This window comes from Pseudonocardia sp. CA-107938 (assembly GCF_050936315.1).
In the GTDB taxonomy this organism is placed as follows: Bacteria; Actinomycetota; Actinomycetes; order Mycobacteriales; family Pseudonocardiaceae; genus Pseudonocardia.
In genome coordinates, this window is record NZ_JBNJNA010000001.1 from 1 (window position 1) to 24,675 (window position 24,675).

28 protein-coding genes are annotated in these 24,675 nt (G+C 73.2%); 14 read left to right on the forward strand and 14 right to left on the reverse strand.

Features of this window, described 5'->3' with window-relative positions:
• Nucleotides 1-1,157: 1,157 nt before the first annotated feature.
• Entirely contained in the window at nt 1,158-2,039 is an 882-nt protein-coding gene (locus ACQEVB_RS00005; RefSeq protein WP_432962913.1) for an alpha/beta fold hydrolase, read from the forward strand.
• On the opposite strand, the gene ACQEVB_RS00010 is transcribed toward ACQEVB_RS00005, so the two are convergent.
• Entirely contained in the window at nt 2,023-2,568 is a 546-nt protein-coding gene (locus tag ACQEVB_RS00010) for a TetR/AcrR family transcriptional regulator (protein ID WP_432962916.1), read from the reverse strand. The genes ACQEVB_RS00005 and ACQEVB_RS00010 overlap by 17 nt on opposite strands.
• Before the next feature lie 43 nt (nt 2,569-2,611).
• Here ACQEVB_RS00010 and ACQEVB_RS00015 point away from each other — a divergent pair, with 43 nt between their 5' ends.
• Together ACQEVB_RS00015 and ACQEVB_RS00020 are read left to right on the forward strand one after the other, a co-directional pair.
• Nucleotides 2,612-3,118 (forward strand): GNAT family N-acetyltransferase, encoded by a 507-nt coding sequence (locus ACQEVB_RS00015; RefSeq protein ID WP_432962919.1) that lies wholly within the window; start codon nt 2,612-2,614, stop codon nt 3,116-3,118.
• Nucleotides 3,115-3,597, forward strand: coding sequence for an N-acetyltransferase family protein (locus ACQEVB_RS00020; protein ID WP_432962922.1), 483 nt, complete (start codon nt 3,115-3,117; stop codon nt 3,595-3,597). The genes ACQEVB_RS00015 and ACQEVB_RS00020 overlap by 4 nt, the downstream gene beginning before the upstream one ends.
• A gap of 4 nt (nt 3,598-3,601) precedes the next feature.
• Here the strand turns inward: ACQEVB_RS00020 and ACQEVB_RS00025 are convergent, their stop codons facing one another.
• The 4 genes from ACQEVB_RS00025 to ACQEVB_RS00040 all read right to left on the reverse strand — a co-directional run bounded on the left by ACQEVB_RS00025 (nt 3,602) and on the right by ACQEVB_RS00040 (nt 5,930).
• Nucleotides 3,602-3,760 carry a hypothetical protein gene (locus ACQEVB_RS00025; RefSeq protein ID WP_432962925.1) on the reverse strand — a complete coding sequence of 53 codons (159 nt, stop codon included), beginning with the start codon at nt 3,758-3,760 and terminating at the stop codon, nt 3,602-3,604.
• Nucleotides 3,761-3,999: 239 nt separating this feature from the next.
• Nucleotides 4,000-4,809, reverse strand: a complete 810-nt coding sequence (locus ACQEVB_RS00030; RefSeq protein WP_432962928.1) for an Fpg/Nei family DNA glycosylase — start codon at nt 4,807-4,809, stop codon at nt 4,000-4,002.
• Nucleotides 4,809-5,294: a ribose-5-phosphate isomerase gene (locus ACQEVB_RS00035; protein WP_432962931.1), complete on the reverse strand. Its 486-nt coding sequence runs from the start codon at nt 5,292-5,294 to the stop codon at nt 4,809-4,811. Before ACQEVB_RS00035 ends, ACQEVB_RS00030 begins: the two co-directional genes overlap by 1 nt.
• Nucleotides 5,295-5,339: 45 nt before the next feature.
• On the reverse strand, nt 5,340-5,930 hold the full coding sequence (locus tag ACQEVB_RS00040) for a DUF937 domain-containing protein (protein ID WP_432962934.1): 591 nt from the start codon (nt 5,928-5,930) through the stop codon (nt 5,340-5,342).
• A 75-nt stretch (nt 5,931-6,005) separates the two neighbouring features.
• Between ACQEVB_RS00040 and ACQEVB_RS00045 the strand changes: the two genes are divergently transcribed.
• The 4 genes from ACQEVB_RS00045 to ACQEVB_RS00060 all read left to right on the forward strand — a co-directional run bounded on the left by ACQEVB_RS00045 (nt 6,006) and on the right by ACQEVB_RS00060 (nt 9,602).
• The gene (locus ACQEVB_RS00045) at nt 6,006-6,788 is read left to right on the forward strand and encodes a molybdenum cofactor guanylyltransferase (protein WP_432962937.1); all 783 of its coding nucleotides are present in this window, start codon (nt 6,006-6,008) and stop codon (nt 6,786-6,788) included.
• Between the two features lie 179 nt (nt 6,789-6,967).
• Nucleotides 6,968-8,830 carry an ABC transporter ATP-binding protein gene (locus ACQEVB_RS00050; RefSeq protein WP_432980008.1) on the forward strand — a complete coding sequence of 621 codons (1,863 nt, stop codon included), beginning with the start codon at nt 6,968-6,970 and terminating at the stop codon, nt 8,828-8,830.
• A gap of 38 nt (nt 8,831-8,868) precedes the next feature.
• Complete coding sequence (locus ACQEVB_RS00055; protein WP_432962940.1) at nt 8,869-9,177, forward strand: hypothetical protein; 309 nt, start codon at nt 8,869-8,871, stop codon at nt 9,175-9,177.
• A complete protein-coding gene (locus ACQEVB_RS00060; protein ID WP_432962943.1) occupies nt 9,174-9,602 on the forward strand; it encodes an acyl-CoA thioesterase in 429 nt (142 codons plus the stop codon). Before ACQEVB_RS00055 ends, ACQEVB_RS00060 begins: the two co-directional genes overlap by 4 nt.
• Nucleotides 9,603-9,632: 30 nt before the next feature.
• Here ACQEVB_RS00060 and ACQEVB_RS00065 read toward each other — a convergent pair whose 3' ends face one another.
• Both ACQEVB_RS00065 and ACQEVB_RS00070 read right to left on the reverse strand, forming a co-directional pair.
• Nucleotides 9,633-11,195 carry a phytoene desaturase family protein gene (locus ACQEVB_RS00065; protein ID WP_432962946.1) on the reverse strand — a complete coding sequence of 521 codons (1,563 nt, stop codon included), beginning with the start codon at nt 11,193-11,195 and terminating at the stop codon, nt 9,633-9,635.
• A gap of 41 nt (nt 11,196-11,236) precedes the next feature.
• Nucleotides 11,237-12,115 (reverse strand): LysR family transcriptional regulator, encoded by an 879-nt coding sequence (locus ACQEVB_RS00070; protein ID WP_432962949.1) that lies wholly within the window; start codon nt 12,113-12,115, stop codon nt 11,237-11,239.
• A gap of 91 nt (nt 12,116-12,206) precedes the next feature.
• Here ACQEVB_RS00070 and ACQEVB_RS00075 point away from each other — a divergent pair, with 91 nt between their 5' ends.
• Nucleotides 12,207-13,517: an MFS transporter gene (locus ACQEVB_RS00075; RefSeq protein ID WP_432962952.1), complete on the forward strand. Its 1,311-nt coding sequence runs from the start codon at nt 12,207-12,209 to the stop codon at nt 13,515-13,517.
• A gap of 218 nt (nt 13,518-13,735) precedes the next feature.
• Here the strand turns inward: ACQEVB_RS00075 and ACQEVB_RS00080 are convergent, their stop codons facing one another.
• Nucleotides 13,736-14,317: a TetR/AcrR family transcriptional regulator gene (locus tag ACQEVB_RS00080; protein WP_432962956.1), complete on the reverse strand. Its 582-nt coding sequence runs from the start codon at nt 14,315-14,317 to the stop codon at nt 13,736-13,738.
• A 129-nt stretch (nt 14,318-14,446) separates the two neighbouring features.
• Here ACQEVB_RS00080 and ACQEVB_RS00085 point away from each other — a divergent pair, with 129 nt between their 5' ends.
• The 6 genes from ACQEVB_RS00085 (at nt 14,447) to ACQEVB_RS00110 (ending at nt 18,391) form a co-directional block, all read left to right on the forward strand.
• Nucleotides 14,447-15,124, forward strand: a complete 678-nt coding sequence (locus tag ACQEVB_RS00085; RefSeq protein WP_432962959.1) for an NADPH-dependent F420 reductase — start codon at nt 14,447-14,449, stop codon at nt 15,122-15,124.
• 51 nt (nt 15,125-15,175) lie between these two features.
• Nucleotides 15,176-15,601, forward strand: coding sequence for an ester cyclase (locus ACQEVB_RS00090; RefSeq protein ID WP_432962962.1), 426 nt, complete (start codon nt 15,176-15,178; stop codon nt 15,599-15,601).
• Between the two features lie 202 nt (nt 15,602-15,803).
• A complete protein-coding gene (locus tag ACQEVB_RS00095; RefSeq protein WP_432962965.1) occupies nt 15,804-16,151 on the forward strand; it encodes a winged helix-turn-helix transcriptional regulator in 348 nt (115 codons plus the stop codon).
• 78 nt (nt 16,152-16,229) lie between these two features.
• A complete protein-coding gene (locus ACQEVB_RS00100; RefSeq protein ID WP_432962968.1) occupies nt 16,230-16,868 on the forward strand; it encodes an NADPH-dependent F420 reductase in 639 nt (212 codons plus the stop codon).
• A 25-nt stretch (nt 16,869-16,893) separates the two neighbouring features.
• Nucleotides 16,894-17,619, forward strand: coding sequence for a 2-phosphosulfolactate phosphatase (locus tag ACQEVB_RS00105; protein ID WP_432962971.1), 726 nt, complete (start codon nt 16,894-16,896; stop codon nt 17,617-17,619).
• Nucleotides 17,620-17,623: 4 nt separating this feature from the next.
• Entirely contained in the window at nt 17,624-18,391 is a 768-nt protein-coding gene (locus tag ACQEVB_RS00110; RefSeq protein WP_432962974.1) for an MBL fold metallo-hydrolase, read from the forward strand.
• Here ACQEVB_RS00110 and ACQEVB_RS00115 read toward each other — a convergent pair whose 3' ends face one another.
• The 6 genes from ACQEVB_RS00115 to ACQEVB_RS00140 form a co-directional block, all read right to left on the reverse strand.
• Entirely contained in the window at nt 18,392-19,150 is a 759-nt protein-coding gene (locus tag ACQEVB_RS00115) for an AIM24 family protein (protein ID WP_432962977.1), read from the reverse strand. It lies immediately after the preceding gene.
• A 50-nt stretch (nt 19,151-19,200) separates the two neighbouring features.
• Complete coding sequence (locus ACQEVB_RS00120; protein WP_432962981.1) at nt 19,201-20,007, reverse strand: LLM class flavin-dependent oxidoreductase; 807 nt, start codon at nt 20,005-20,007, stop codon at nt 19,201-19,203.
• A gap of 10 nt (nt 20,008-20,017) precedes the next feature.
• On the reverse strand, nt 20,018-20,932 hold the full coding sequence (locus ACQEVB_RS00125; RefSeq protein WP_432962984.1) for an NUDIX domain-containing protein: 915 nt from the start codon (nt 20,930-20,932) through the stop codon (nt 20,018-20,020).
• A gap of 4 nt (nt 20,933-20,936) precedes the next feature.
• Nucleotides 20,937-21,518, reverse strand: a complete 582-nt coding sequence (locus tag ACQEVB_RS00130; protein WP_432962987.1) for a dihydrofolate reductase family protein — start codon at nt 21,516-21,518, stop codon at nt 20,937-20,939.
• Between the two features lie 75 nt (nt 21,519-21,593).
• Nucleotides 21,594-23,096 (reverse strand): serine/threonine-protein kinase, encoded by a 1,503-nt coding sequence (locus ACQEVB_RS00135; RefSeq protein WP_432962990.1) that lies wholly within the window; start codon nt 23,094-23,096, stop codon nt 21,594-21,596.
• Between the two features lie 75 nt (nt 23,097-23,171).
• Nucleotides 23,172-24,593 carry an aldehyde dehydrogenase family protein gene (locus tag ACQEVB_RS00140; protein ID WP_432962993.1) on the reverse strand — a complete coding sequence of 474 codons (1,422 nt, stop codon included), beginning with the start codon at nt 24,591-24,593 and terminating at the stop codon, nt 23,172-23,174.
• Nucleotides 24,594-24,675: the final 82 nt, after the last annotated feature.

The window sequence follows — 24,675 nt, forward strand, 5'->3', positions numbered from 1 at the left end:
TCCGCGATCACCATTTTTCTTATCGGCGCAGTTGAGGCCGTCCGAAACGCTTGGCGTCGCAGATGCGCTGAGCCTGCGTATCCCCTCGGCGCAGGCGGGTCCGCCAGCATCACTGCCTTATCGCCTGGGAGCGGCGACCGACCGGGCGCACTGGGGTCAGCATTGGCATTCCTAATCGTATGGATAACACTGCTCTCCTACCTATTCTCCCGATTTTTCGTGCCAATGCTCGCCCGCTTGATACCCCAATACGACCACGAGCCATTCGTACTGTTCCACCTAATCGACATTCTCTCAATCCTAAACGAGCCAAACGCCAAGATTCTCAGCTCACGTCGCCGATCGCGCCTAGCCGTCAGACTCCTCCGGGTCGGCCGCTCGATGGAGAGCGGGCTATTCGGGTCGCGATACATCTTCCAGAATGTGAATGATGATATTAGGCAGCATTTCACCCTCGCCGGCCTACATTTCTCCGAGATGGCAGGTTGGGTGACAGTACCTCAGCCGAGCACACGACGTGACATAGAAGATCAAATCCTAACAACGCTGGCAGCAGTCTTATCAGGCAATCTACACAAGCTGCCCATGGCTAACAAGGACTCGCTTCTCGTCGATAGTGGGCCAAGATGGAATTGGACATCACTATTGCGACGAATAATAGCATCTTTCGCTCCCGCGGCGATCATATTTCTGGCAGACGGCATGGGGCTTCTTCCAATTGAGCTACGACAGTGGCTGCTGACCGTTTCTATCCTGACTCTTGCATTGGGCGTGGCAGCTACCTTCGGATCCGGACGGCACACTGCATTCCTTACGGCGGTAAACTCTGTAGGCGCCGGGACGGCTGGAAAGAAGTGAGATCTCTCAGTGAAGTGCGGCGATCAAGATCAGCTCATGCCCCCGACTCAGCTGAGAGCGCGCCGCCACCTGACCGTGAGACGCCGAGCAAAGTCAGTCGACTCGACTAACTTCAACGACTCAGTCGAGGCCGGTTGTGTAGCAGTCGTGTAGCAACGGCCTCTGCTGCAGCTGCACGGCAACGGTCCTGTTCGACGTCCCACCGCAGGTGGCAGCCGACCTCACACCGTCTGCCAGGACTTTGGGAGCGAGGGGCCGTGGGTTCAAATCCCGCCACCCCGACCACTAGCGTCGGACCCGTGTTCGACGGTTTCCAGCGGCAGCGCATCGATACCGGCGAGGCGACCATCGCGGTCGCGCACGGGGGGTCGGGGCCGCCGGTCCTGCTCCTGCACGGTTTCCCGGAGTCGTCGGCGATGTGGCACGCGGTGGCGCCGCAGCTGGCCGACGACTTCACCGTGGTCGTCCCGGATCTGCGCGGGTACGGGGAGTCGTCGCGGCCGCCGTCGGGGCCCGACCACGCCGGCTACTCGTTCCGGGCCATGGCCGCCGACCAGGTCGCGGTGATGCGCGAGCTGGGGCACGAGCGGTTCGCGGTGGTGGGGCACGACCGGGGCGCCCGGGTCACGCACCGGATGGCGCTCGACCATCCTGCGCTGGTCGAGCGGGCCGCGGTGCTGGACATCCTGCCGACCCTGCACGTCTACGAGAACGTGGATCGCACGCTCGCCACCGCCTACTACCACTGGTTCCTCTTCATCCAGCCCGAGCCCCTCCCGGAGATGTTGATCTCCGGCGACCCGCTCCGCTACCTGCGGATGCTGCTCGGCTCGTGGGGCGGCAGCACGGACCACTTCGCCCCGGAGGCGCTCGCGGCCTACGAGCGGGCGTTCGCCGATCCCGAGGCGCGGCACGCGATGCTCGAGGACTACCGGGCCGGCGCGTCCGTCGATCTCGAGCACGACCGCGCCGACCTGGACCGCCGCGTCGACGTGCCGTTGCTGGTCATGTGGGGTGCCCGCGGCGTGGTCGGGAACCGGCCGCAAGATCCTGTCGACGTGTGGCGGGAGCGGGCGTCCGACGTGCGCGGCGTCAGCATCGACGCCGGGCACTTCCTCGTCGAGGAGCGGCCGGCGGAGACGCTGGCCGCGCTGCGGGAGTTCCTCAGCGCAGCGGGGTGAGCGCCCGACGGACGGCCGCCGTGGTGCGCTCCTCGTCGCCGGTGGCGAGCAGGTCCAGCAGCGCGCCGCGCAGCACGGCGAGTGCCGCCGTGGCCGCCACCGGGTCCGCCCCGGTGTCGCCGAGGATCGCGAGCCAGTCGGCGACGCTGCGCTGCGCGTAGCCGCCCCACGCCCCGTCGGGTTCGACGAGCGACCGCCCGTAGCCCTCGGCCCACAGCCGCAGGAGGTCCCGGTGAGCCGGGGCGGCGAGCCAGGACCAGATCCGCCAGGCTGCCTCAGCGGCGCCCCCGTCGCCGTCACGCACCTGCTGGACAAGCGCCACCTCGTCCGCCCGGCTGCGTTCCAGGAGGGCCTGCACGAGCCCGTCCTTGGAACCGAACAGGAAGAGCAGGACCCGCGGGCTGGAGCCGATCGCCTCCGCGAGCGGCCGCAGGGACATCCCGCCCATCCCGTGCTGCAGCACGTAGGCGTAGGCGAGCTCGAGCAGTTCGGTGCGCCGAGCGGAAGGCGCTTGCGGTGGAGCCGGCACGGGGCCATTCTGCACTGAAACACTTGTTTCAGTGGAGTGGCTCATGGGTGACGTGCGGATCAGGGAATGGGGAGCGCCGGGCGATCTCGGCTGGGTGGTGATGGCCCACGGCGAGCTGTACGCCGCCGAGTACGGCTTCGACGCCGGCTTCGAGCGGCACGTGGTGCGGGCCGTGGCCGAGATCGCCGGACCCGCCGACCGGGCACGCCAGCGCGGCTGGATCGCCGAGCTGGACGGGCACCGGGTCGGCTCGGTGGTCTGCACGCCGTCGGACGCCGGCCCGGAGGTCGCCCAGCTGCGGCTCCTGCTGCTGCACCCCGATGCCCGTGGTCTCGGGGTCGGCGGGCGGCTCGTCGACACGTGCGTCGCCTTCGCGGCCGGCGCAGGCTACCGGCGCATGCGGTTGTGGACCACCGACGTGCTCACCGCGGCCAGGGGGCTCTACGCGAGCCGCGGCTTCCGCGAGATCGCCCGCGCGCCGCACGACGGCTTCGGCGTGCCGGTGACAGGGCTGGACTACGAGCTGGATCTGGCAGTCTCGCTCGCGTGATCACGACCCGGCAAGCCGAGCTCTTCGACGACGACGCGCTGGTCGTGACCGACGACGCCACCTGGAGCACGCTGACGTCGCCGGCGCCGCACCCGGGCAGTCCGCGGTCGTTCTTCGCCCGTACGCCCGTCGAGGACGTCATCGTGGGCGAGCTGGACGGTCGGGTGGTCGGGTTCGTGGTGCTGCGCAACGTCTTCGGCGACGCGCCGTCACACCAGCACGTGCTCGAGATCAACGGGCTCGCGGTGCACCCGGACGCGACGGGCCACGGCCTCGGCGCCGGCCTGGTCGAGGCGGCCGTCGCCGAGGCCGAGGCACGGGGTGCGCGCAAGGTGACGCTGCGGGTGCTCGCCCACAACGACCGCGCCCGGCGGCTCTACGCGCGGTGCGGGTTCACCGAGGAAGGCGTCCTGCGCGAGGAGTTCCTCCTCGACGGCGCCTACGTCGACGACGTGCTCATGGCCCGGTTCGTCGGGTAGGCGCTCAGGCTGCCACTCCCCACGGCTGCCGTTCGAGCATCGGTTCGGCGCAGTCGGGGCAGGGTTGGGTGGTCGGCTCGGCGGCAACCGCATCGAGCTCCAGCTCGGCGTCGACGCCGCAGCCCGGGCAGTGCCACCATCCGGTCGTGTCCGTCGTCTCCATGCGAGCCACGGTAAATCACAGGTCTGTCATTTTCACGCACCCGGACACCACAGTAGGCTCTCGTAACGCCACTCCGATGTCGTACGAGTGGTCAGGCGGGGCGGTGGCGCACGATCCCGGGCACCCCCAGTGCGCGGTCGTGCACGTGCGCACCTGCGCTCGACACCGCCCAGACCGGTCACACCCTCCCGTGACCGGTCCCGGGTCCACGCCGGCGGTGCCAGTCGGCGTGGATCCGGTCATCCACGCTGGCAGGACGGACACCAGAACAGGTTCCGCGCAGCGTGTTCGGTGTGCGCCACCGGCGTGCCGCAGACCAGGCACGGCATCCCCGCACGCCGGTAGACGTACACCTCGCCGCCGTGCCGGTCCTTGCGCGGAGCCCGCCCCTGACGGCGGGGGTCGTGCTCCTTCTCCACCGTGTCGATCCGGCCGCGCCGCACACCGTCCTTCATCAGCGCGACCAGGTCGGCCCACAGCGCGTCCCACTGCTCGCGCGCCAATGCCGTCCCGGGCAGCTGCGGGTCGAGCCGGTGCCGGAAGAGCGTCTCCGCGCGGTAGACGTTGCCGACCCCGGCCACCACGGCCTGGTCCATGAGCAGCGTCGCCAGCGGCGCACGCGAGCGCGACACCCGTGCCCACGCCCGTTCCGGGTCGGCGTCGCGGCGCAGCGGATCGGGGCCGAGCCGCGCGCGGATCACCCGGGCCTCCGCCGCCGTGAGCAGCTCGCAGGCGGTCGCGCCGCGCAGGTCGGCGTACGCGGTCTCGCCGACCATGCGCATCCGCACCTGGCCGCGCGGCTCGGGCGCGGGCGCCGGCGCCTCGTCGAACGTGCCGTAGAGACCGAGGTGGACGTGCACCACCCGGTCGGGCGCGTAGTGGTGGAACAGGTGCTTGCCGTGCGCCTCCGCCCGCTTGAGCACCATGCCGTCGACGGCGGCGGCGCCCGCTGCGAACCGGCCCTGCGGGCTCGAGACGGCCACCGGCCGGCCGCCGAACAGCGCGCGGTGCCGGCGCGCCAGCCGGTGGAGGGTGTGCCCCTCCGGCATCAGCCGGGGATCTGGTCGACCGGCAACGCCGGCGGCACGCCCGTGCGCTCGTACTCGGCGAGCAGGTCGATGCGGCGCTGGTGGCGCGGCTCGTTCGAGAACGGGGTGGTCACGAACGCCTCGACGATCGCCGTGGCCTCCTCGGGCGTGTGCATCCGCGCACCGACGGCGACGACCTGCGCGTCGTTGTGCTGACGGCCCAGCGTCGCCGTCTCGACGCTCCAGGCGAGCGCGCAGCGGATCCCCGGCACCTTGTTCGCCGCGATCTGCTCGCCGTTGCCGGAGCCGCCGATGACGACGCCGAGGCTGCCGGCGTCGGCCAGCGTGCGGCGGGCCGCCTCGACGCAGAACGGCGGGTAGTCGTCCTGCGCGTCGTAGGTGGCCGGGCCGACGTCGATCGCCTCGTGGCCCAGGCTGGTCAGCTGCGCGACCAGGTGGGCCTTGAGCTCGAAGCCGGCGTGGTCGGAACCGAGGTACACGCGCACGGCAGGAAATCCTGCCCTACGCGGTGGTCGGGCGTGTCGGGGCCCTCAGCGGCGCCCGCCGCCGAGCAGCCCGCCGAGCAGCGAGCCCAGGTCCGGCATCCCCTGCTGCGGCTGCGGCGCGGTGCCCCCGCCGCCGAGGCCACCGGCCAGCACGCCGCCCAGCAGCCCGCCGAGCACGTCCCCGATGCTGCCGCCGGCCGGGGCTCCGGCGGGAGCCGCGGCGTTGCCCCCGAGCAGCTGCTTGGCCAGCCACGACATGACGATGGGGGCGAGGATCGGCAGCAGCTTGGCGATCAGTTCCTGCCCGATCCCGGAGCCGCCCTGGCCGATCCCGCCGAGCTGCTGCACGACCTGGCCCTCGTTGGCGCCGAACACGTGGCCGACGATCTTCTGACCCTCGCTGGTGTCGACCTGCGAGAGATCGACGCCGCCGTCGACGAGGTCGCCGCTGTGCTGCTGCACGGCCTCGGCGAACGAGGCCGCCCCACCCGGGTCGGCGGTGTTGGCCTGGATCCCGCCCAGCAGCGCGGGCACCGCGGCACGCGCCGCCTGCGCGGCGGTATCGACGTCGACGCCCAGCTGGCCGGCCAGCTGCTGCATCGGGATCTGGGACAGGATCTCGTCGACCGGACTCATGGCTGTCTCCTCGCTGCGCCACCCCCATGGCGGCGGACGCGAGGGAGCGTACTGACCGGTGGTTACTCTCGGCCGATGGCCACCGAACCCCGCGTGCCCGACGCCGCGGGGATCGTGCTGGCCGGCGGTCGATCCACCCGCATGGGCACCGCGAAGGCGGCGCTGGAGTGGCACGGCTCGACGTTGCTGGCACGGGTGACCGGGCTGCTGCTCCGGGCAGTCGCGGGTCCCGTGGTCGTCGCGCGGGCCCCGGGCCAGCCACTGCCGCAGCTACCCGGCGCGGTGGAGGTCGTCGACGACCCGGACGAGGGGCTCGGTCCGATGCACGGCATCGCGTCCGGGTTGGGCGCCGTCGCCGCACGGACCGCCCGTGCGTTCGTCTGCTCGACGGACCTCCCGCTGCTGCACCCGGCGTTCGTGCGGGCGGTGCTCGCGCGCCTGGGTCCCGGCGTCGACGTCGTCATGCCGCAGGCACTGGGGCACCCGCAGCCGCTGGCTGCGGCCTACCGGACGGCGATCGTCGGCCACCTGCACGGGCTGCTCGCGGCCGGCCGGGTCCGCCCGGCGCGCGATCTCACCGAGCTGCGGGTCGAGCGGCCGGACGCGGCCGTGCTGCTGGGTGATCCTGCGCTCGCCGCCGCCGACCCGCACCTGGACTCGCTGCTCAACGTCAACCGGATCGAGGAGTACCGGGCGGCGCGGGCCCGTCCGGCCCCGCTCGTCACCGTCCTGACCAGCAGCGGGCCGGTCGAGGTACGGGCGGCGACGCGGGGAGCCGCTTCCGCGGCCGTCGGCTGGGCGGTCGACGACCCCGACGCTCCGCTCGTGCCGGGCGACGTCGTGGATCTCCACGGTTGACCTGAACCTGACTTCAGCTCCTATCTTCTGTCGCGAGGACGCACGCCGCAAACCCGACCGGAACTGTCGGGGTATCGCGGCATGCTCACCGATGAGTTCGGGACGGCCGGCAGGTCATCTCCGGCGAACCCGCAGCAGGAGGCAGTCAGATGAGCATGGAGATGGTGGCGTGGCACTCGATGTACCACGCTGCGAACGCGCAGGAGGAGAAGCGGCCGTTCTCGCGGGCCACGCTGGCGCGGATCGGGCGGTTCGCCCGTCCGCACCGTCGGCTGATCGCGATGTTCCTCCTGGTCAGCGTGGTCGGCGCTGCGCTCGCGGTGGCGTCTCCGATCCTGGCGGGGCAGGCGGTCGACGCGATCGTCCGCGGCGGCCCGATCGAGGCCGTCGTCGGCATCGCGGTCCTGATCGCCGTGATCGCGGTGGCCGAGGCCGGCCTCGGCGTCCTGCAGCGCTACCAGTCGGCCACCCTCGGCGAGGGCCTGATCCTCGACCTGCGCACGGCGGTGTTCGACCACGTCCAGCGCCAGCCCGTCGCATTCTTCACCCGCACCCGCACGGGCGCGCTGGTGAGCCGGCTCAACAACGACGTGATCGGCGCGCAGCAGGCGTTCAGCGGCACGCTGTCCGGCGTCGTGGGCAACATCGTCACGCTGGCCCTCACGCTCGGGGTGATGCTCAGCCTGTCCTGGCAGGTCACCGCGCTCGCGCTGGTGCTGCTGCCGATCTTCGTGCTGCCCGCGCGGCGGATGGGCAGCAAGCTCGCCCAGCTCGAGCGCGAGGCCGCGGCGCACAACTCGGCGATGAGCACGCAGATGACCGAGCGGTTCTCGGCGCCCGGCGCCACGCTGGTGAAGCTGTTCGGGCGGCCCGCCGAGGAGACGGCCGAGTTCGTCGCCCGCGCGGCCCGCGTGCGCGACATCGGCGTGCGCACCGCGATGGTGCAATGGGTGTTCGTCTCGGCGCTGACGCTGGTGTCGGCGCTCGCACTGGCACTGGTCTACGGGCTCGGCGGCTACTTCGCCCTCACCGGTGGCATCGCGGCCGGCGACGTCGTCGCGCTGGCGCTCCTGCTCACCCGCCTCTACGCGCCGCTCACGGCGCTGGCCAGCGCCCGGGTCGAGGTGATGAGCGCGCTGGTGAGCTTCGAGCGGGTCTTCGAGGTGCTCGACCTCGCGCCGCTGGTGGCCGAGCCGGCCACCCCGGTCGACCTGCCGGAGGGTCCGCTGTCCGTCGAGTTCGACGCCGTGCGGTTCGCCTACCCGTCGGCGGAGAAGGTGTCGCTGGCGTCGCTGGAAGACGTCGCGCGGCTCGACGACCGCGGCGGCGAGGAGGTGCTGCACGAGGTGTCGTTCCGTGCGGAGCCGGGGCAGATGATCGCGCTGGTCGGTTCGTCGGGCGCCGGCAAGTCGACGATCGCGCAGCTGCTCCCCCGGCTCTACGACACCGACGGCGGATCCGTCCGGCTCGGCGGGGTCGACGTGCGCGGCCTCTCGTTCGACGACCTGCGCCGGGCGGTCGGGCTGGTCACGCAGGACGGGCACCTGTTCCACGAGTCGATCCGCTCCAACCTGCTGCTCGCGCAGCCGGAGGCCACCGACGAGCAGCTGTGGCACGCGCTGGAGCGCGCGCGGCTGGCAGAGCTCGTGGCGTCGCTGCCCGACGGGCTCGACACCGTCGTCGGAGAGCGCGGCTACCGGCTCTCCGGTGGCGAGCGGCAGCGTCTCACCATCGCGCGCGTCCTGCTCGCGAACCAGCGGATCGTGGTGCTCGACGAGGCCACCGCACACCTCGACTCCACGTCGGAGGCGGCGGTGCAGGAGGCACTCGGCGAGGCGCTCGACGGGCGCACCGCGATCGTCATCGCGCACCGGCTCTCCACGATCCGCAGCGCCGACCAGATCCTCGTGCTGGAGGCCGGCACCGTGGTCGAGCGCGGCACGCACGCGGAGCTGCTCGCCCGCGGCGGCCGCTACGCCGAGCTGCACCGCACGCAGTTCGACCAGCCGTCCACCTCGGAGGTCGCGCTGGCCGGCGCCTGATCGTTCCAGCGATCGCTAGCGATTGCTATGCTTTTGCGGTGCCGTCGGAACCGGACCTCACGGCGATCGCCGCCGCCCTGCGCCAGGTCGGCCGCAGCCTCGGCGCCCTCGCGGACGCGCTGACCGGCGCGGCCGGCGAGCCGACCCAGGACGAGCGGTACCGGGCCGCGATCCTCGAGTGGGGCGATCGCGCCCTCACCGGGCCGGAGTGCATCGCCCTGCTGCGGCGGCACGGCTTCGCGCCGCAGGCCGTCGGCGGCTGGGTCAAGGGCGGCTGGATGGAGACGGGCGCCGACGGGTTGCGCCGGATGACCGCCCGCTCGCGCGAGTTGGTGAGCGGGACATGACGGAGCCGTTCCGCCTGCGGATGGCCGTGCGCAGCTACGAGCTCGACCCGCAGCTGCACGTCAACGGGGCGGTGTACCACCAGTACGCCGACCACAACCGGTTCGAGTGCGTCCGCGCCGCCGGGGTCGTGGTGGACGACCTGATCGCCGACGGCATGGGTCCGGTGAACCTGGAGACCACCATCCGGTTCCTGCACGAACTGCGGGGCGGCGACGAGGTGGACGTGACGTGCGCGTTCGGCTGGGGCTCCGGCCGCACGCACACGGTCGAGCACGAGGTGCGGCGCACGGACGGCGTGGTGGCCGCCCGGGTGCGCACGGTCAGCGGGCTGCTCGATCTGCGCAACCGCACGCTGGTAGCCGATCCGGCGGCGGTGTGGCGTTCCCGCGCCACCCGTCCGGAACTGCTCGGGCTGACGCCCTGACGCGGGCGCGGTGCGGCGCAGACCTCGGCACTACGGCCGGACCTCCGTGTCCGCCAGCACGGCCATCGCGGCGTTGCGGCCGTTCACCCCGATGACGCTGCCGCCGGGGTGGGTGGCCGCGCCGCACAGGTACAGCCCGGGGATACCGGTGCGCGGGGTGAACCGGCGGTCGTACATCTGGTCGGGCAAGCAGTCGCCCTGGAAGATGTGGCCGCCGGCGAGGCCGATGCGCGCCTCCACGTCCGGCGGGCCGAGCACTTCGCGGTGCACGATCACGTCGACGACGTCGGGGGCGAACCGCGCCACCTCGGCGAGCGCGGCGTCGGCGATCTCGTCGCGCCGGCTCTCCCAGGTGCCGTCGGCGAGCGTGTAGGGCACGTACTGCGCGAACACGCTCATCACGTGCCGGCCGTCCGGGGCGAGCGTGCGGTCGTAGAACGACGGGAAGTACACCTCCGCCCACGACGGGGCGGGCTCGCCTGCGACGGCCCGGCCGAACGCCGCCTGGGTGGCGTCGATGCCGGTGGTGATGGTGGTCATCGCGCGGTAGGGCAGGTCGGCGCCCTGCGCCGCCGGGAAGACGGGGAGTCGCTCCAGCGCGCAGTTGATCTTGATGACCGGGCTGCTGCACTGCCACGCGTCCACCCGATGCTGCCAGGCGGCCGGTACTTCGGAGCACAGTGCGGTCGTGGTGACGGGGTCGGCGTTCGACACGACCGTCGCGGCGCGGATCAGCTCGCCACCGGCCAGCCGCACGCCCTCCCCCGGCTCGATCGCCGCGACCGCGACCCCGGTGGCGAGCACGGCGCCGTGCTCGACCGCCGCGTCGGCCAGCGCGAACGACACCCGACCGGTACCGCCGCGCACGTACCCCCACCGGCCGGCGTTCAGCGTGCCCAGCGCGTGCATCGCGTGGACGCCTGCGGTGCCCGGGTCGCGCGGTCCGGCCCAGGTGCCGATCACGCCCTGGCCGTGGAGGGCGGCACGCAGCCGCTCGTCCCGGACGTGCTCCTCGACGACGTCCGCGATCGAGCGGTGCAGCAGCACGTCGAGCGATTCGGGGTCGAGGAGCTCGGCCAGCTCGGCGCGATCCGGCGCCGCGCCGACCCAGGTGTCGCGCGCCTTCGTCCGCAGCCCGGCGCGGATGCGCTCGAACAGCTCCTCGTAGGCCAGGTAGCCCTCGACGTCGGCCGGGGCGAGCGCGGCCACCGAAGCGGCGGCGTCGGTCCCCAGCGCGAGCGACGTCCCGTCCTCGAACGGGCACCACAGGCTGGGGTCGAGCAGCACCACGTCGAACCCGTGCCGGCGCAGATCGAGCTCCTCCACGACGAGCGGGTGCAGCAGCCCGACCACGTACGCGCACGGGCTGACCAGGTACTCCGGCTCGGGGAACGGCCGGGTCAGGGTCGCGGCACCACCGAGCTGCTCGCGCGCCTCCAGCACCAGCACCGACCGGCCCGCTCTGGCGAGGTACGCCGCGGCGGCGAGCCCGTTGTGCCCACCCCCGACCAGCACCACGTCCCACGTGCGGGCCGAGAGCTCGGAGAGGGGCATCGGCAGGCCGACGCGGCCCAGCACGTCGTGGGTGGACATGTGCCACGACGCTACCGGCGCCGAGTGAACAGGGGGTGCGTTCAGCACGCCGCGTAGAGCACGTCCCGCAACCCCGGGACCTGCGCCTCGCGCGCCGCGTCCCAGACCAGGCGCAGTGCCAGCTCCCCCAACGGCAGCGGCAGTGCCACCAGGGTGCCGGCGGCGAGCGCATCCTCGACGGCGAACCGGGGCAGCACCGCGATCCCCAGCCGCTGCTCGGCCCACGCCCGCATCACCGCGACCCCACCGGCGGGCACCCGCGCCACGGCCGGGCCGAACACCGCCTCAGCCGCCATGCGGAACGAACAGCCGGGCGCGTTGACCAGCAGCTTCTCGCCGGCGAGATCGTCGGGCGCGAGATGGTCGCGGGCCGCGGCGGGGTGCCCCGGCGCGGCGACGAGCACCAGTGGAACGGCGTCGACATCGATGAACGCGAGCGGCTCGGCCGGCACGCCGAACCCGAGCTCGCCGAGCGCCGTGCCGCTGTCCAGCAGCAGGACCGCGTCGAGCGCTCCCGCGGCGAGATCGCCCAGCAGGACGTCGCGGCGGGCCTCGGCGTGCACGTGGACCGCGACGTCGGGCCGCCGGGCGCCGAGCCGGTGCAGGACCGCGGGCACGCAGGCGGCGGCGATGGTCTCGAGCGCGCCGAGCCGAACGGCGGTCGCGGCGCCGCGGGTCGCAGCCGCGGCCTGCTCGGCGTCGGTGAGAAGGCGCCGTGCCCACGGCCGCAGCCGTTCGCCGGCCGCCGTCGGCGTCATGCCACGGGCGGCGCGCTCGAACAATGCGGTGCCGAGCCCGGCCTCCAGCGCGCGGATCTGCGCGGACACGCTCGACGGCGCCAACCCCAGCGCCACCGCGGCCTCGGTGACCGACCCGTGCCGCAGCACCGCCTCGAAGACGCGCAGCTGCCGCAGCTCCACCATTGCCCCCCTGCGGACCGTTCGGATTCTCCGAACGCAGCGTAGTGCCGATCCGGTGGAGCGGGCCGGGGTCCGCGGTGAGCCTGAGCGCATGCGCACGAACGTCTCGCTGGTCGGGATCTCCCTCGGGTACTTCATGGTCCTGCTCGACACCACCGTCGTGGCCGTCGCCGAACCGGATCTCGCGGTGTCGCTCGGCGCGTCGGTGCGCGGGCTGCAGTGGGTGACGACGGCCTACACCGTCGTCTTCGCCGCCCTGTTGCTGTCGGCCGGCGCGGTCGCCGACACCGCCGGCGCCCGGCGGACCTTCCGCACGGCCGTCCTCTCGTTCGGCGCGCTCTCGGCGCTGTGCGCGGCCGCGCCCACGGTGGAGGTGTTGATCGGCCTGCGCGCACTGCTCGGCGCAGCCGCGGCGGCGTGCGTACCGGCGTCGCTGGTGCTGGTCGCGCGGCTGCACCCCGAACCGGCCCGGCGGGCCCGGGCCGTCGCGACCTGGGCGACGATCAGCGGCTCGGCGGTCGCGCTCGGCCCGGTGGTCGGAGGTGTGCTCGTGGGGGCAGCGGGCTGGCGGGCGGCCTTCCTGGTGAACGTGCCGGTGGCGATGGCCGTCCTCGCGGCGACGGCCGGGCGGGCCGGCGAGCAGCGGTCGGCGCGGCGGATCGACCTGCGCAGCCACGCCGCCGTGATCGCCGCACTGGCCCTCGGCACGGACGCCCTGATCGCGGCGGGCGCCGGCGCGTGGGCGCACGCGGGTCTGAGTGCCGTCGGCGCAGCGGTCATCGGGGCGGTGCTCGTCCGCGTCGACCGCACGAGCGACGCGCCCGCGCTGGACCCGGCGGTGCTCGGCGTGCGCGGGGTGCCGGCCGGGCTGATCGCCGGTGCGGCGGTCAACCTCACCCTGGCCGGCACGTTGTTCGTGCTGCCGCTGGTGCTGGCCGGGCGGTTCGGGCCGCTCGGCACCGGGCTGGCCCTGCTGCCGATGACCGTTCCGTTCGTGGCCAACCCGCCCGTGACCGCCCGGCTCGTCGCCCGGCGCGGTCCCCGGCCTGCGATCCTGCTCGGGCTCGGTCTGCTCGCGGCCGGCACCGCCGCGCTGGCCGGCGCGGTGGCCCTCGACGCGCCGTACCCGGTGCTCGCGGCCGGCCTGCTCGGCGTCGGGTTCGGGGTGTCGTTCGCGCTGCCGGCGCTGGCCGGCTCGACCGTCTCCGCGGTGCCCGCCGAGGTCGCCGGCGCCGCCGGCGGGATGCTGAACGCCGCCCGCCAGGCCGGCGCCACCGTCGGGGTGGCGGTGATGGGCGCGCTGCCCGGCGGCGCGAGCTTCCTCCCCGCGACTGCCGCCTGCCTCCTCGCGGCACTGGTGTACGCGCGCGCCCGCCGGGAGACCACCGAACCGGTGCGGTGACACGGCGGGAGCCACCGCTCCGGTCCTTCAGCGTGGATCCAGCGACGGGCGAGCGCGACGTGCCGACCCGTCATGGGAACGAGCGCGAACCGATGCTGGACGTCGGTGTGGGGGCGCGCGGCGAGGCCTTGGAAGGAGATCCGTCGCGCCCGTACCGGACGAGGCTGGAGATGTCGACGACCGTCTCAGCGGCGCCCGGCATCCACCAGCCGCGACCGTCAGCCCTGCGTCTTGATGCCGTCCAGTGCCATGCCCAGGACTCGTTCTCGCTGGGCATCGTCCGCGAAGTTCGAGCTCGCGATGCCGTTGATCAGAAGACGTACATCCTCGAAGCCGACGTCGTTGCGGGCCTTCCCCGCGTCCTGGGCGGCCTCGAGCAGCGGCTCGCCGGCGCGATGGATCAGGGCGATGCACGCGCCGAACATCGGCGAGTCGAGGTTGAGACCCTCCACAACGGCCCGCTTGGTGGTGGCGTACCCGACGAACTGGCGCAGCCAGATCGCCAGCGCCTCCCACGGGTCCAGATCCCTCAGCTCGTCGGCGACGCGGGCGAGGGCTTCGACCTCGTCGACGTACACGGCCTCGAGCAGCGCCTGCCGGGTCGGGAAGTTGCGGTAGAGCGTGCCGATGCCGACCCCGGCGCGCCGAGCGATCTCCTCCAGTGATCCGTTGACGCCGTCGCCGGCGAAGACGTCACGAGCTGCGGCGATGAGCGCCTCGAACTTCTGTCGGCTGCTGGCGCGCTGGGGCCGGGTCACCGCGACCCGGGGTGTTTCGGACGTGCCAGGGGCAGTCGCCATGACGCCTTCCTCTCGACGAGCGCTTGCATGCGGAGGCACCCCTCCGCTACCTTCGGAGGCACCCCTCCGCGGAGGGGTGCCTCCACCTTAGTGGAGGCACCGGTCCCGATCGAGAGCGAGCCAACGCCCATGCGGACTGTCGGAATCATCGGAAGCGGTCGAATCGGCGGCACGGTCGCGCGGCTCGCCGTCGCGGGGGGCTACTCCGTCGTCGTCAGCAACTCACGGGGATCGGAGACCCTCGCGGACCTGGTCGCTGAACTCGGTCCCCGAGCTCGGGCGGCCACCCCTGCCGAAGCAGCTGAGGCCGGCGATCTGGTCGTGATCTCCGTGCCGGTGCGGGCCTACACCGAGGTGCCGGTCGAGCCGCTCGAGGGCAAGACCGTGCTCGACACGATCAACTACGATCCTCGACTCCACGGCCACATCGCCGAACTCGACGCCGCACTCGCCGACGCCTCGATCACCACCAGCGAAATGGTGCAGCAACGCCTGCCCGGGTCGCACGTCGTCAAGGCGCTCAACAACATCTTCTTCCACACGCTGCGCACCCTCACCCGCCCGAACGGGGCAGCCGACCGCACCGCGCTGCCGATCGCCGGCGACGACCCCGACGCCAAGGCGGACGCATCCCGGTTCCTGGACGCCATCGGTTACGACACGGTGGACGCCGGCCCACTCGCCGAGGGCTGGCGCTGGCAGCCCGGCACCCCGGCCCACGTCATCTACGCCGGGGAGACGGTCCAGGTCGCTGTACCCGGCAACGCCGCGAGGGTGCGCGGCGCCCTCGCCGCCGCAACCCGCTGAACCATCGGGGCCTCCCGAGCCTCGAGTCCATCCCGTTGAGGAAGGAACACCATGACCGACGTACCCGACGGGCCCCAGGTCTTCGGCGCCACCGATGACGAACGACGAATCGTCGAAACGCTCTACCGGGCGGTCGGAGGGGAGCCGGACCTCTTGGACGACATACTCGCCCCCGACTGGGAGGACATCCCCAGCATCCCCGGTCAGCCTCCAGGGCCGGAGGGCCTCAAGCCGCACATCAAGGAGTTCCACGCGTGCTTCGCGAACGCGCGGGTCGTCCTGCACGACGTCGTCGCCGCGTCGGGGCGAGTGGCCGTGCGCGGCGCGCTGACCGGCACCCACCGCGGAGAGTTCCTCGGCGTCCCCCGGCCGGCAGACCGAGTTCGATCACGATCCACGAGTTCCACCAGATCAAGAACGGCCGCATGGTCCGCAGCTGGCACCTCGAGGATCTTCATGGGTGGACTCGGCAGATGACCAGGGCCGCCGTTCCGACGGACGGCGGCGACGCCCCACGCCGAACCCGATCCGGCGCCGGCGGTGCCACCGCCGGCTGACCGCCCGCGATCGGTCGGTCCTGGCGCTGCTGGAAGCGCACCGCGTGCTCACCACCGATCAGGTCTGGCGGCTCTAGTTCGACTCGCTGCGCCGAGCTCTCTGTGCCTGTGAAACTGATGGGGTGGACACGGACGTTTTCCTGGCCGACTGCCCCGCCCGCACCACGCTCGACCTGATCGCGGGCACCTGGTCCGTCGTCGTGGTGTTCGCGCTGCGCGAGGGTCCGCTGCGGTACGGAGAGCTCCTGGAACGCATCGGCGGGATCTCGAAGAAGGTGCTGACGCAGACGCTGCGGCGCCTGGAAACCAGCGGGCTGGTGCGGCGACGCTCCATCCCCTCGGCACCGCCGGGCGCGGAGTACGCGCTCACCGACCTCGGCGAGAGCCTGCTCGAACCGGTCACCGTGCTGGCCCGCTGGGCCGAGCAGCACGGCGAGCAGGTCGCCGCGGCCGTCGAACGCACCGCGTAGGGCACCGGGTGGTTCCCCACGGCTCTGCATCCTCGTAGCCGGCATCGGGCACGCGCCCCGGGCCGGGAGGAATCAATCATGAAGATCGGCATCATCGGTGCGGGCATGATGGCGTCCGTGCTGGCCGCACGCTGGACCACCGCCGGACACGAGGTCATGATCGGTGCCCGCGACGTCGGACGGGCCAAGGCACTCGCCACGCGGCTCGGCCCGGACGTCCCGAGCGGCACCCTGCGCGAGGCCGCGGTGTACGGCGACGCCGCCCTCCTGGCGATCTGGCCCACCGGCGTGATCCCCGCACTGCTCGAAGCCGGAGCAGCGGACGGGACGCTCGCCGGTCGCACCCTCATCGACTGCAACAACCCGGTGGAGACCGGCAGCTTCACCCTCACCACGGGCGACATCTCGTTGGCCGAGCAGATCGCCCGGCTCGCCCCGGGCAGCCGGGTCGTCAAGGCCTTCAACCAGTGCCACGCCGACGTGTGGGCCATGGAACCACCACGGTTCGACGACCGCTCGCTGGTCGTCCCGATCGCCGGTGACGACCCCGCCGGGAAGGACGTCGTGTCCGAGCTCGTCCGCGACATCGGGGGCGAGCCCCGCGACATCGGGCCGCTCCACCGCGCCCGCCACCTCGAGGCCATGGCCGCGGTGGTGATCGGCCTCCTGTACACCGGGGCGCCGTCACGCACCGTGTTCAATCTGGTGGAGGCCTGATCGTCGCGGCACTAGCGTCGTCCCCATGATCGTTCGGGACGAGCACCGGCAGCGCGGGCATCGGGTGCGTTTGGAGTGGGGCGCGGAGGGCGTCGGGGTGCTGGCTGCTGACTGCGCGGTCGTGGTGGTCGTCGACGTCCTGTCGTTCAGCACCTGCGTCGATGTGGCGACCGCGCGGGGCGTCGATGTCCTGCCCATGCCGCGCCGCGACGCGGCCGCCGCGGAGGCGGCCGGCGCGGTGCTGGCCGGTCCGCGGCGCAGCTCGGGGCCGTCCCTGTCGCCGGCGTCGTTGCGCACCCTGCCGGGTGGGACGCGGCTGGCACTCCCGTCCCCGAACGGGTCGACGCTCTGCGCGCTCGCGGCGGCCACCGGCACGGCGACGGTCTTCGCTGGGTGCCTGCGCAATGCCTCCGCCGTCGCCGCGGCGGCCGCGGAGGTCGCAGGCGACGGCGCGATCGGGCTGGTGCCGGCCGGGGAGCGGTGGCCGGACGGGACCCTGCGCGTCGCCGTGGAGGACCTGCTCGGCGCCGCGGCCATCGCCGCCGCGCTCGACGGGCGCTCGCCGGAGGCCGAGCTCGCCGTGGCCCAGTTCCGCGCGGTCGCCGACCGGCTGCCCGCGGTCCTCGCCGAGCTGTCGTCCGGGCGGGAGCTCGTGGCCGACGGCTTCGCCGAGGACGTCGCGATCGCCGCGGCGCACGACACGAGCGACACGGCTCCGCGCCTCGTCGACGGCCTCCTCAGGCGATCATGACCCCATGGACGGGACGTGGATCGAGCTGGCGGACGGTGTGTTCGCCCGCCGCTACGCGGAGCTGGACCTGACGGTCGGGCTCGTGCTCGGTGAGGAACGGGCACTGGTGGTCGACACCCGCGGCGACGTTGCGCAGGGCGCCGAGTGGGCGGCGGCGGTGCGGGAGCGGACCGCGCTGCCGGTCACCGTCGCGGTGACGCACGCGCACTTCGACCACTGCTTCGGTACGTCGGCGTTCGGCCCGGTGCCCGTGCTGGCGCACGAGGGGTGCGCGGCCGCGATCGCCCGCACGGCGGACGCGCAGCGCACGGAGTGGGTCGGGTACTACCGCGACCGCGGCGACGACGCGACCGCCGACGCGCTTGCCGGTTCCGCGCCCGTCCTGCCGTCGCCGGCGCCGCCGCAGGTCGACCTCGGTGGACGGGTGGCCGTCCTGCGCCACCTCGGGCGCGGGCACACCGACCACGACCTGCTCGTGGACGTGCCGGACGCCGGTGTCGTGTTCGCCGGTGACCTGGTGGAGCAGGGTGCGCCGCCCGACCTCGCCGAAGCCGATGTCGCCGCGTGGCCGGAGACGCTGACGGCGTTGCTGGCGCTCGGGCGCGCCGTGGTGGTGCCGGGGCACGGCGACCCGGTGGGACCCGCGTTCGTCGCCGAGCAGCGCGACCGGTTGGCCGAGATCGCCGAGCTGCACGTCCAGGTGCGGAAGGGGACGCTCACCGTCGCGGAGGCCGCGCGCCGCTCGCCCTATCCCGGCGTGCCCTGGGAGTAGTCAGCGCCCGCCGAGGAAGCCGCCGATGATCCCGCCGACGCCGCCCGCGCTGCCGGCCTGCTGGCCGCTGCCGGCACCGGCGACGAGGCTGCCGGGCGGCTCCTCCGACGGCTGCACCACGACGAACCCCTGACCGGCGAAGCTCATGGTGTAGCCCTCGCCGGTGGTGCGTCCCAGCAACGTGCCGAGACCGAGCTGGTCGGCCCGGTGGAACCCCGTGGAGAGGCCGGCCGACCAGCAGACCGCCGCCTGCGGGTCGGCGTAGGTGGGCTGGTCGACCGACAGCACCACCGGCGCACCCTTGCAGGTGATCGCGATGTGGCCGGCGCCGGTGAAGACGCAGTTGAACAGTCCCGCGCTCGACAGCACGCCGGCACCCTGCACCCGGCGGATGTCCCACCGCAGCCCGGGTTCGAACGCCAGCACGTTGGCGCCGTTGATGGTGAGCCCGCCGTCGGAGCCGTCCAGGTCGATGACGAAGACGTCGGAGGCGGTGTCGGCGAGGAACAGGTCGCCGCGCCCGGTCACCTTCATCAGCGGGATGCCCTCGCCGGTCAACGCCTGCGCGACGAAGCGCCCGACGCCGCCGGAGCCGAGTGCCTCGAACGCCATCTGCCCCTGGTAGGCGACCATCGCGCCTTGCCGGGCGACGACCTCGCCGTTCAGGGCGACCTTCAGCATCTTGGAGTTCTGCAGAACCATCCCGGGCCGGTCGGCGGCGGTCTCGGCGTGGTTCGCGCCGAACAGTTCACTGCGCATCGGCCCAGGGTCCGGCCCGCGGGTTGCAGGCGCGTTTCACGCGCCTCCCGTCAGCCGGCGAGCGCGGCGATGAGCGGGCCCGGGTTGGGGTGCTCCGAGGTGCACTGCAGGACCACGGTGTCGGCACCGGCGGCGGCGATCGCGGCGACGAGCTCGCGGGCGCGGTCGCCGAGCGCCGGCGTCTCCGGTTCGATCTCCGCGAAGGTGATGACCCGCGGCGCCGGACGGCCGGCCGCCGCGGCGGCCTCGCGCACGCGCGCGGACTCCGTCGCGAGGTACTCCGTGTCGACGCCGCCGTCCCGGGTCACCAGCCAGGCGTCGAGCAGCACGCCGTCTCCCACCTCACCGGCGAGCGCGACGGTCTTCGGCCCGCGGGCGCCGATGACGACGGGCGGGGCCACCGGCGGTGGCCACGCCAGCCCCACGTCGTCGAGGTGCACGTAGCGGCCCGACACGGTGAGCGTCTCCCCCTGCAGCAGGCGGCGGACGGCGTCGGTGTACTCGCGCAGCAACGTCATGGGCGACTCGACGCGCGCCCCGACCTGGCCCATCCAGTCGAGCACCCCGTGCCCGAGCGCCGGGGAGAACCGGTTCGGGAACGTCCGCGCGAGCGTGGCGATCTCCATGGCGGCGAGGGCCGGGTTGCGCAGCGGCACAGGCAGCAACCCGATCCCGACGGTGATCCGCTCGCTCCACGCGAGCGCGGCGGCGGCCGTGGTGAGGCCGCCCTCGAAGAAGCAGTCCTCCCACACCCACAGCTCGTCGATGCCGGCCTGGTCGGCCGCGACGACGGCCTCCCGCAGCTCCTCCGGCGGCGACTGCGGACGGAACACCACTCCCACGCGGACGTCGGTCATGATCGCCACGCTAGCCGGTGAGCCGGTCGAGCGGCTCCCCCATTCCGAAGTCGAGGGCGTGTCGCGCGACCGCGGCCGGCAGCCAGAAGAAGCTGCGTCCGGCCCGGTCCCAGGCCTGCCGCACCGCGCCGACGGGCCGGACGTGGAAGCCGCGCTCGCCGAGCGGAGCCACGAACTCGACGTCGAGCCCGGTCATCGCGTGCACCTCGCGGACGACGGCGGCCGCCGGGTCCTCGCCGTCGCGCAACGGCCCGCCGGGCACCTGCAGGCCGGCTCCCCCGGCACCGGGCCGGTGCGCGAACACGAGCACCGATCCGTCCTGGATCACGTAGGCCTCCACCCGCGGGCCGACCGGCGCCGCCGGCAGCAGGCCGTCGACCAGCGCAGCGACCACGTCGTCGGTGGACGTGTCGGGGTCGATGGACGTGGTGAGCCGGTCGAGCAGCAGCCCGTCGAGCGCGTAGTGGAAGAGCGCGATCTCCGCGCGCCCGCCCGGCAACCCGGCGGCGACGTTGAACGCGACGTCGCCCTCGAAGTTGGCGCGCAGCCAGTCGCCGATCACGGCGGCGAGGTCCGGCCGCCGGCCGGCCTCCAGCCGCAGCTCGAACAGGGCGAGCGACACGTCGCGGTGCAGGGTGAGCCGCCGGACGATGTCGCGGATGTAGGCCGCGAACAGCTCCCGCGACGGCGGCAGCGCGCCGAGCTCGTCGAGCGTGGCCTGCTCGGGCGCGAGCCGCACGGCCATCCGGTCGGCGATGGCGCTGATCAGGGCCGGCCGGTTGCGGAAGTAGTTCGACGCCGTGCCGGTGGGGACACCGGCCTCGGCGTCGACCGCGCGGTGGGTGAGCCCGCGGGTGCCCTCCCGGGCGAGGACGCGCAGGGCCGCGTCGGCCAGCCCTGCACGCCGCTCGTCGTTGCGCGCCATGCGCTCAGCGTCGCACGTACTGGTTCGCGATCACCCCGCTGGCGAACGGCCGGCTCTCCGTCAGCTCGAACCCCTGCACCGCGTACGGGCGCTGCGCGAAGAGCCGCTTGCCGTCGCCGAGCAGGAGCGGGTTGACCTTGAGCACCAGCCGGTCGATCTCGTCGACGAGCGTCGAGGCGAGCTGCCCGCCGCCGCACAGCCAGATCCCGCTGCCGTCGGTCTGCTTGAGCCGGCGCACGAGCGCCACCGGATCCTCGTCGGTGAACGTGATCGCGCCCGGGTCGCCGGGCAGCTCCCGGTCGGGCCGGTGGGTGACGACGTACTGCTCCAGGTGCGGGTACGGGTCCGTGACGCCGTGCGGGAACCCGGCGGCGTAGGTGCCCCACCCCATGACGACGGTGTCGAAGCGGGAGTTGTCGGCCTTCAGCCCGACCATCTCGAGGCCGACGCCGGGCAGCGTGTCGGTCCACTCCGCGAAGATCCAGTCGATGTGCTCGCCCTCCATCGGGAACGCGTCGAACGTGTCGTCCGGCGCGGCGATGTAGCCGTCGAGGGACACGGCCACGAAGTAGGTCAGTTCTCGCATGCGAACCCTCCGAACAACGACTGCTGTAGTGGTTGGGCAAGAGTACGACAGCTGTCGTGGTTCGACAAGGATGAATCAGGAGGACGGGCTGGTCTTCTCGAAGCTCTGCAGGACCTGCCGGCCGTCGGGGCCGACGCCCACGACGAACCGGTACGGCTCCCGGCTGACGGAGCCGTCGAGCTTGGTGAAGACGACGAACGCGGTGACCGAGCCGTCGGGCTCGTGGCGGATCTGTTCCAACCAGACCCGGCTGAGGCCGCCGTAGAAGTTGTTGAACGCCGCCCGGCCGCCCGAGGCGTTCTGGGCGCTGGGGCTGAGCTGCGCCCACGCCGCGTCGGTGTTGCCCGGGAGCAGGCCGTAGTAGTTCTGCATGAACGCGACGGCGGAGTCCGCTGGGACGGGTGTCACCGCTCCCGACGTCGTCGGCGCGCTGGTGGCACTGGTCGCGCTGGGAGCCGAGGTGCTGATGGCCGGGCTCGGCGCCGCGGCCTGCGGCTGCCCTGCCGGCTGCTGCCCGCCGTTGCTGGCCAGCACGATGGCGGTGGCGATGCCGCCCGCGGCCACGACACCGGCGGCGACGGTCGCCGCGACCCGGAACCGGCGGCGCGACCGACCCGGCGTCGGCGCCGACGGCACCAGCGCAGGGGCGGCGAGAGTGGGCGGTCCCGCAGGGGCCGGCGCGGCCAGCGGGCGACGCGAATCGACCTGCAGCGTGTCCGGGCCGGACGTCGCGAGTCCCGTGCGGACGACGGCGGCGAGCTCGTCGCGCGCCTCCATGGCGGTCGGCCGCTTCTCCGGGTCGGGGTCGAGCAGCCGCAGCACGATGCCGGTGAGCGGACCGGTGCGCTTCGGCGGGTCGATGACGCCGGTGGCGACCTTGTGCAGCAGCGCGTAGGCGTTCTCGTTGAGCCCGAACGGGGGGTGGCCCTCGATGGCGGCGTAGATCGTCGCGCCGAGCGCGAACACGTCGGCGGCGGGGGCGGGGTCGGCGCCGCGGGCCACCTCGGGGGCGAGGAACGCGGGCGTGCCGGCGATCAGCCCGGTGCGGGTGATCTGCACGTCGTCGACGGCGCGGGAGACCCCGAAGTCGGTGAGCTTGGTGCGCCCGTCGTCGCCGATCAGCACGTTGCCCGGCTTCACGTCGCGGTGGATGACGCCGGCGGCGTGGGCGGCGGCGAGCCCGTCGGCGACGTCACGGCCGATCGCGGCGGCGGCGAGCGGGTCGAGGGTGCCCTGGGTCGCGATGACGGCCGACAGCGACTTCGACTCGAGGTACTCCATGACCAGCCACGGCCGGTCGTCGTGCACCACGACGTCGAACATCCGGATGACGTGCGCGTGCTGCAGCCGGGCGGCGATGCGCCCCTCGCGGTGGATGCGCTGGCGCGACTCCTCGAGCGCGTCGCGGCCGCCGGCGGTGGTGCTGGGGGCCGCCGCGGCCAGCAGTTCCTTGATGGCGACGGTGCGGTTGAGCAGCTGATCGGTGCCCCGCCAGACCGCACCCATCGCCCCGGAGGCGATGCGTTCGTCAAGGCGGTAGCGGCCACCGATCAGGGTGCGCTCGTCACTCTCGGCCATCCTGCCCAGGGTAACGAGCCCGCCTGAGAGAGCGCCGATCGGTCGCGGCCGGCTCACACGTGAGCCGTGCCACCCCTACCGGTGGATGGCCTTGACCTCGCAGAACTCCTCCACCCCGAACCGCCCCAGCTCACGGCCGTTGCCGCTCTGCTTGTAGCCGCCGAACGGGGCCACCGGGTTGAACGCCCCGCCGTTCACGGTGACCTGGCCGGTGCGGATGCGCCGGGCCACCGCCAGCGCGTGATCGGGCTCGCCGAACACGCCGCCGGACAGGCCGTAGATGGTGGCGTTCGCGATCGCGACGGCCTCCTCCTCGTCGGCGTAGGGGATCACCGACAGCACCGGGCCGAAGATCTCCTCCTGCGCGATGACGGCGTCCGGCGCGACGCGGGCGAAGATCGTCGGGCGGACGTAGGCGCCGCGCTCCAGGCCGTCGACGGGGCCGGCGCCACCGAACGCGACGGTGGCCCCGTCGGCGATGCCGCGCTCGATGTAGCCGTGCACGCGCCGCTGCTGGGCCTGCGACGACATCGGGCCGATCCGGGTCGACTCGTGGGTCGGGTCGCCGACGGCGTACTTGCCGGCCGCCGCCACCGCCAGCTCGACGATCTCGTCGTGCCGGGCGGCCGGCACCAGCATGCGCGTCCACGCGGTGCACGTCTGGCCGCCGTTGATCCAGGCGTTGGCGAGACCGAGCTTCGCGGCCGTGGCGAGATCGGCGTCGTCGAGGATCACGTTGGCGGACTTGCCGCCCAGCTCCAGCGCCACCCGCTTCACGGTGCCCGCAGCCGCGACCGACACCCGCTTGCCGGCAGCCGTGGACCCGGTGAACGACACCATGTCGATGCCGGGGTGGGCAGAGATCGCCTCGCCGACCACGGGGCCGGTGCCGTGCACGACGTTGAGCACGCCGGCGGGCAGCCCGGCGTCCGCGGTCAGGCGGGCGAACAGGTCGGCGGTGAGCGGCGTGACCTCGCTGGGCTTGAGCACGATCGTGCAGCCGGCGAGCAGGGCCGGGGCGACCTTCGCGACGATCTGGTGCAGCGGGTAGTTCCACGGCGTGATCGCGCCGACCACCCCGATCGGCTCGCGCACGACCAGCGAGTTGCCCAGCTCCTCCTCCCACGCGAAGCCGTCGGCGAGCGCCGCGACGCTGCTCGCCACCGCGTACGGCAGCCCGGCCTGCACCGTCCTGGCGAACGTGATCGGCGAGCCCATCTCCGCCGTGACGGTGGCGGCGATGTCGCCGTTCGCCGCCTTGATGCCGTCGGCGATGCGGGCGAGCGTCGCGGCCCGTTCGGAGACGGGGACGGCCGACCACTGCGGGAACGCCCGCTGGGCCGCGGCGACGGCGCGGTCGACGTCGGCGGCGGTGCCGGCCGGCACGTCACCGATCACGGTGGCCGTGGCCGGGTCGACGACGTCGATGCGCTCGCTCCCGGCCCCCGCCACCGCGGCGCCGTCGATCCAGTGCTGGACAGCCATCGTCTCCGTCATGCCCGCCATCCTGACATCCGTCACGGTCGGATCCGGCGATTCGGCCCGGGTGCGCGCGCGTGAGCAGGGCGAGGCTCGACCC

Excerpts from the sequence above, each read along its gene's own strand:
- ACQEVB_RS00015 (WP_432962919.1), top strand. The coding sequence starts at position 2,612 with ATGGGTGACGTGCGGATCAGGGAATGGGGAGCGCCGGGCGATCTCGGC.
- ACQEVB_RS00115 (WP_432962977.1), bottom strand. The coding sequence starts at position 19,150 with ATGCGCAGTGAACTGTTCGGCGCGAACCACGCCGAGACCGCCGCCGAC.
- ACQEVB_RS00130 (WP_432962987.1), bottom strand. The coding sequence starts at position 21,518 with ATGCGAGAACTGACCTACTTCGTGGCCGTGTCCCTCGACGGCTACATC.
- ACQEVB_RS00025 (WP_432962925.1), bottom strand. The coding sequence starts at position 3,760 with ATGGAGACGACGGACACGACCGGATGGTGGCACTGCCCGGGCTGCGGC.
- ACQEVB_RS00050 (WP_432980008.1), top strand. The coding sequence starts at position 6,968 with ATGTACCACGCTGCGAACGCGCAGGAGGAGAAGCGGCCGTTCTCGCGG.
- ACQEVB_RS00100 (WP_432962968.1), top strand. The coding sequence starts at position 16,230 with ATGAAGATCGGCATCATCGGTGCGGGCATGATGGCGTCCGTGCTGGCC.
- ACQEVB_RS00065 (WP_432962946.1), bottom strand. The coding sequence starts at position 11,195 with ATGTCCACCCACGACGTGCTGGGCCGCGTCGGCCTGCCGATGCCCCTC.
- ACQEVB_RS00075 (WP_432962952.1), top strand. The coding sequence starts at position 12,207 with ATGCGCACGAACGTCTCGCTGGTCGGGATCTCCCTCGGGTACTTCATG.
- ACQEVB_RS00110 (WP_432962974.1), top strand. The coding sequence starts at position 17,624 with ATGGACGGGACGTGGATCGAGCTGGCGGACGGTGTGTTCGCCCGCCGC.
- ACQEVB_RS00085 (WP_432962959.1), top strand. The coding sequence starts at position 14,447 with ATGCGGACTGTCGGAATCATCGGAAGCGGTCGAATCGGCGGCACGGTC.
- ACQEVB_RS00140 (WP_432962993.1), bottom strand. The coding sequence starts at position 24,593 with ATGACGGAGACGATGGCTGTCCAGCACTGGATCGACGGCGCCGCGGTG.
- ACQEVB_RS00135 (WP_432962990.1), bottom strand. The coding sequence starts at position 23,096 with ATGGCCGAGAGTGACGAGCGCACCCTGATCGGTGGCCGCTACCGCCTT.
- ACQEVB_RS00040 (WP_432962934.1), bottom strand. The coding sequence starts at position 5,930 with ATGAGTCCGGTCGACGAGATCCTGTCCCAGATCCCGATGCAGCAGCTG.
- ACQEVB_RS00030 (WP_432962928.1), bottom strand. The coding sequence starts at position 4,809 with ATGCCGGAGGGGCACACCCTCCACCGGCTGGCGCGCCGGCACCGCGCG.
- ACQEVB_RS00105 (WP_432962971.1), top strand. The coding sequence starts at position 16,894 with ATGATCGTTCGGGACGAGCACCGGCAGCGCGGGCATCGGGTGCGTTTG.
- ACQEVB_RS00045 (WP_432962937.1), top strand. The coding sequence starts at position 6,006 with ATGGCCACCGAACCCCGCGTGCCCGACGCCGCGGGGATCGTGCTGGCC.
- ACQEVB_RS00060 (WP_432962943.1), top strand. The coding sequence starts at position 9,174 with ATGACGGAGCCGTTCCGCCTGCGGATGGCCGTGCGCAGCTACGAGCTC.
- ACQEVB_RS00080 (WP_432962956.1), bottom strand. The coding sequence starts at position 14,317 with ATGGCGACTGCCCCTGGCACGTCCGAAACACCCCGGGTCGCGGTGACC.
- ACQEVB_RS00090 (WP_432962962.1), top strand. The coding sequence starts at position 15,176 with ATGACCGACGTACCCGACGGGCCCCAGGTCTTCGGCGCCACCGATGAC.
- ACQEVB_RS00125 (WP_432962984.1), bottom strand. The coding sequence starts at position 20,932 with ATGGCGCGCAACGACGAGCGGCGTGCAGGGCTGGCCGACGCGGCCCTG.
- ACQEVB_RS00120 (WP_432962981.1), bottom strand. The coding sequence starts at position 20,007 with ATGACCGACGTCCGCGTGGGAGTGGTGTTCCGTCCGCAGTCGCCGCCG.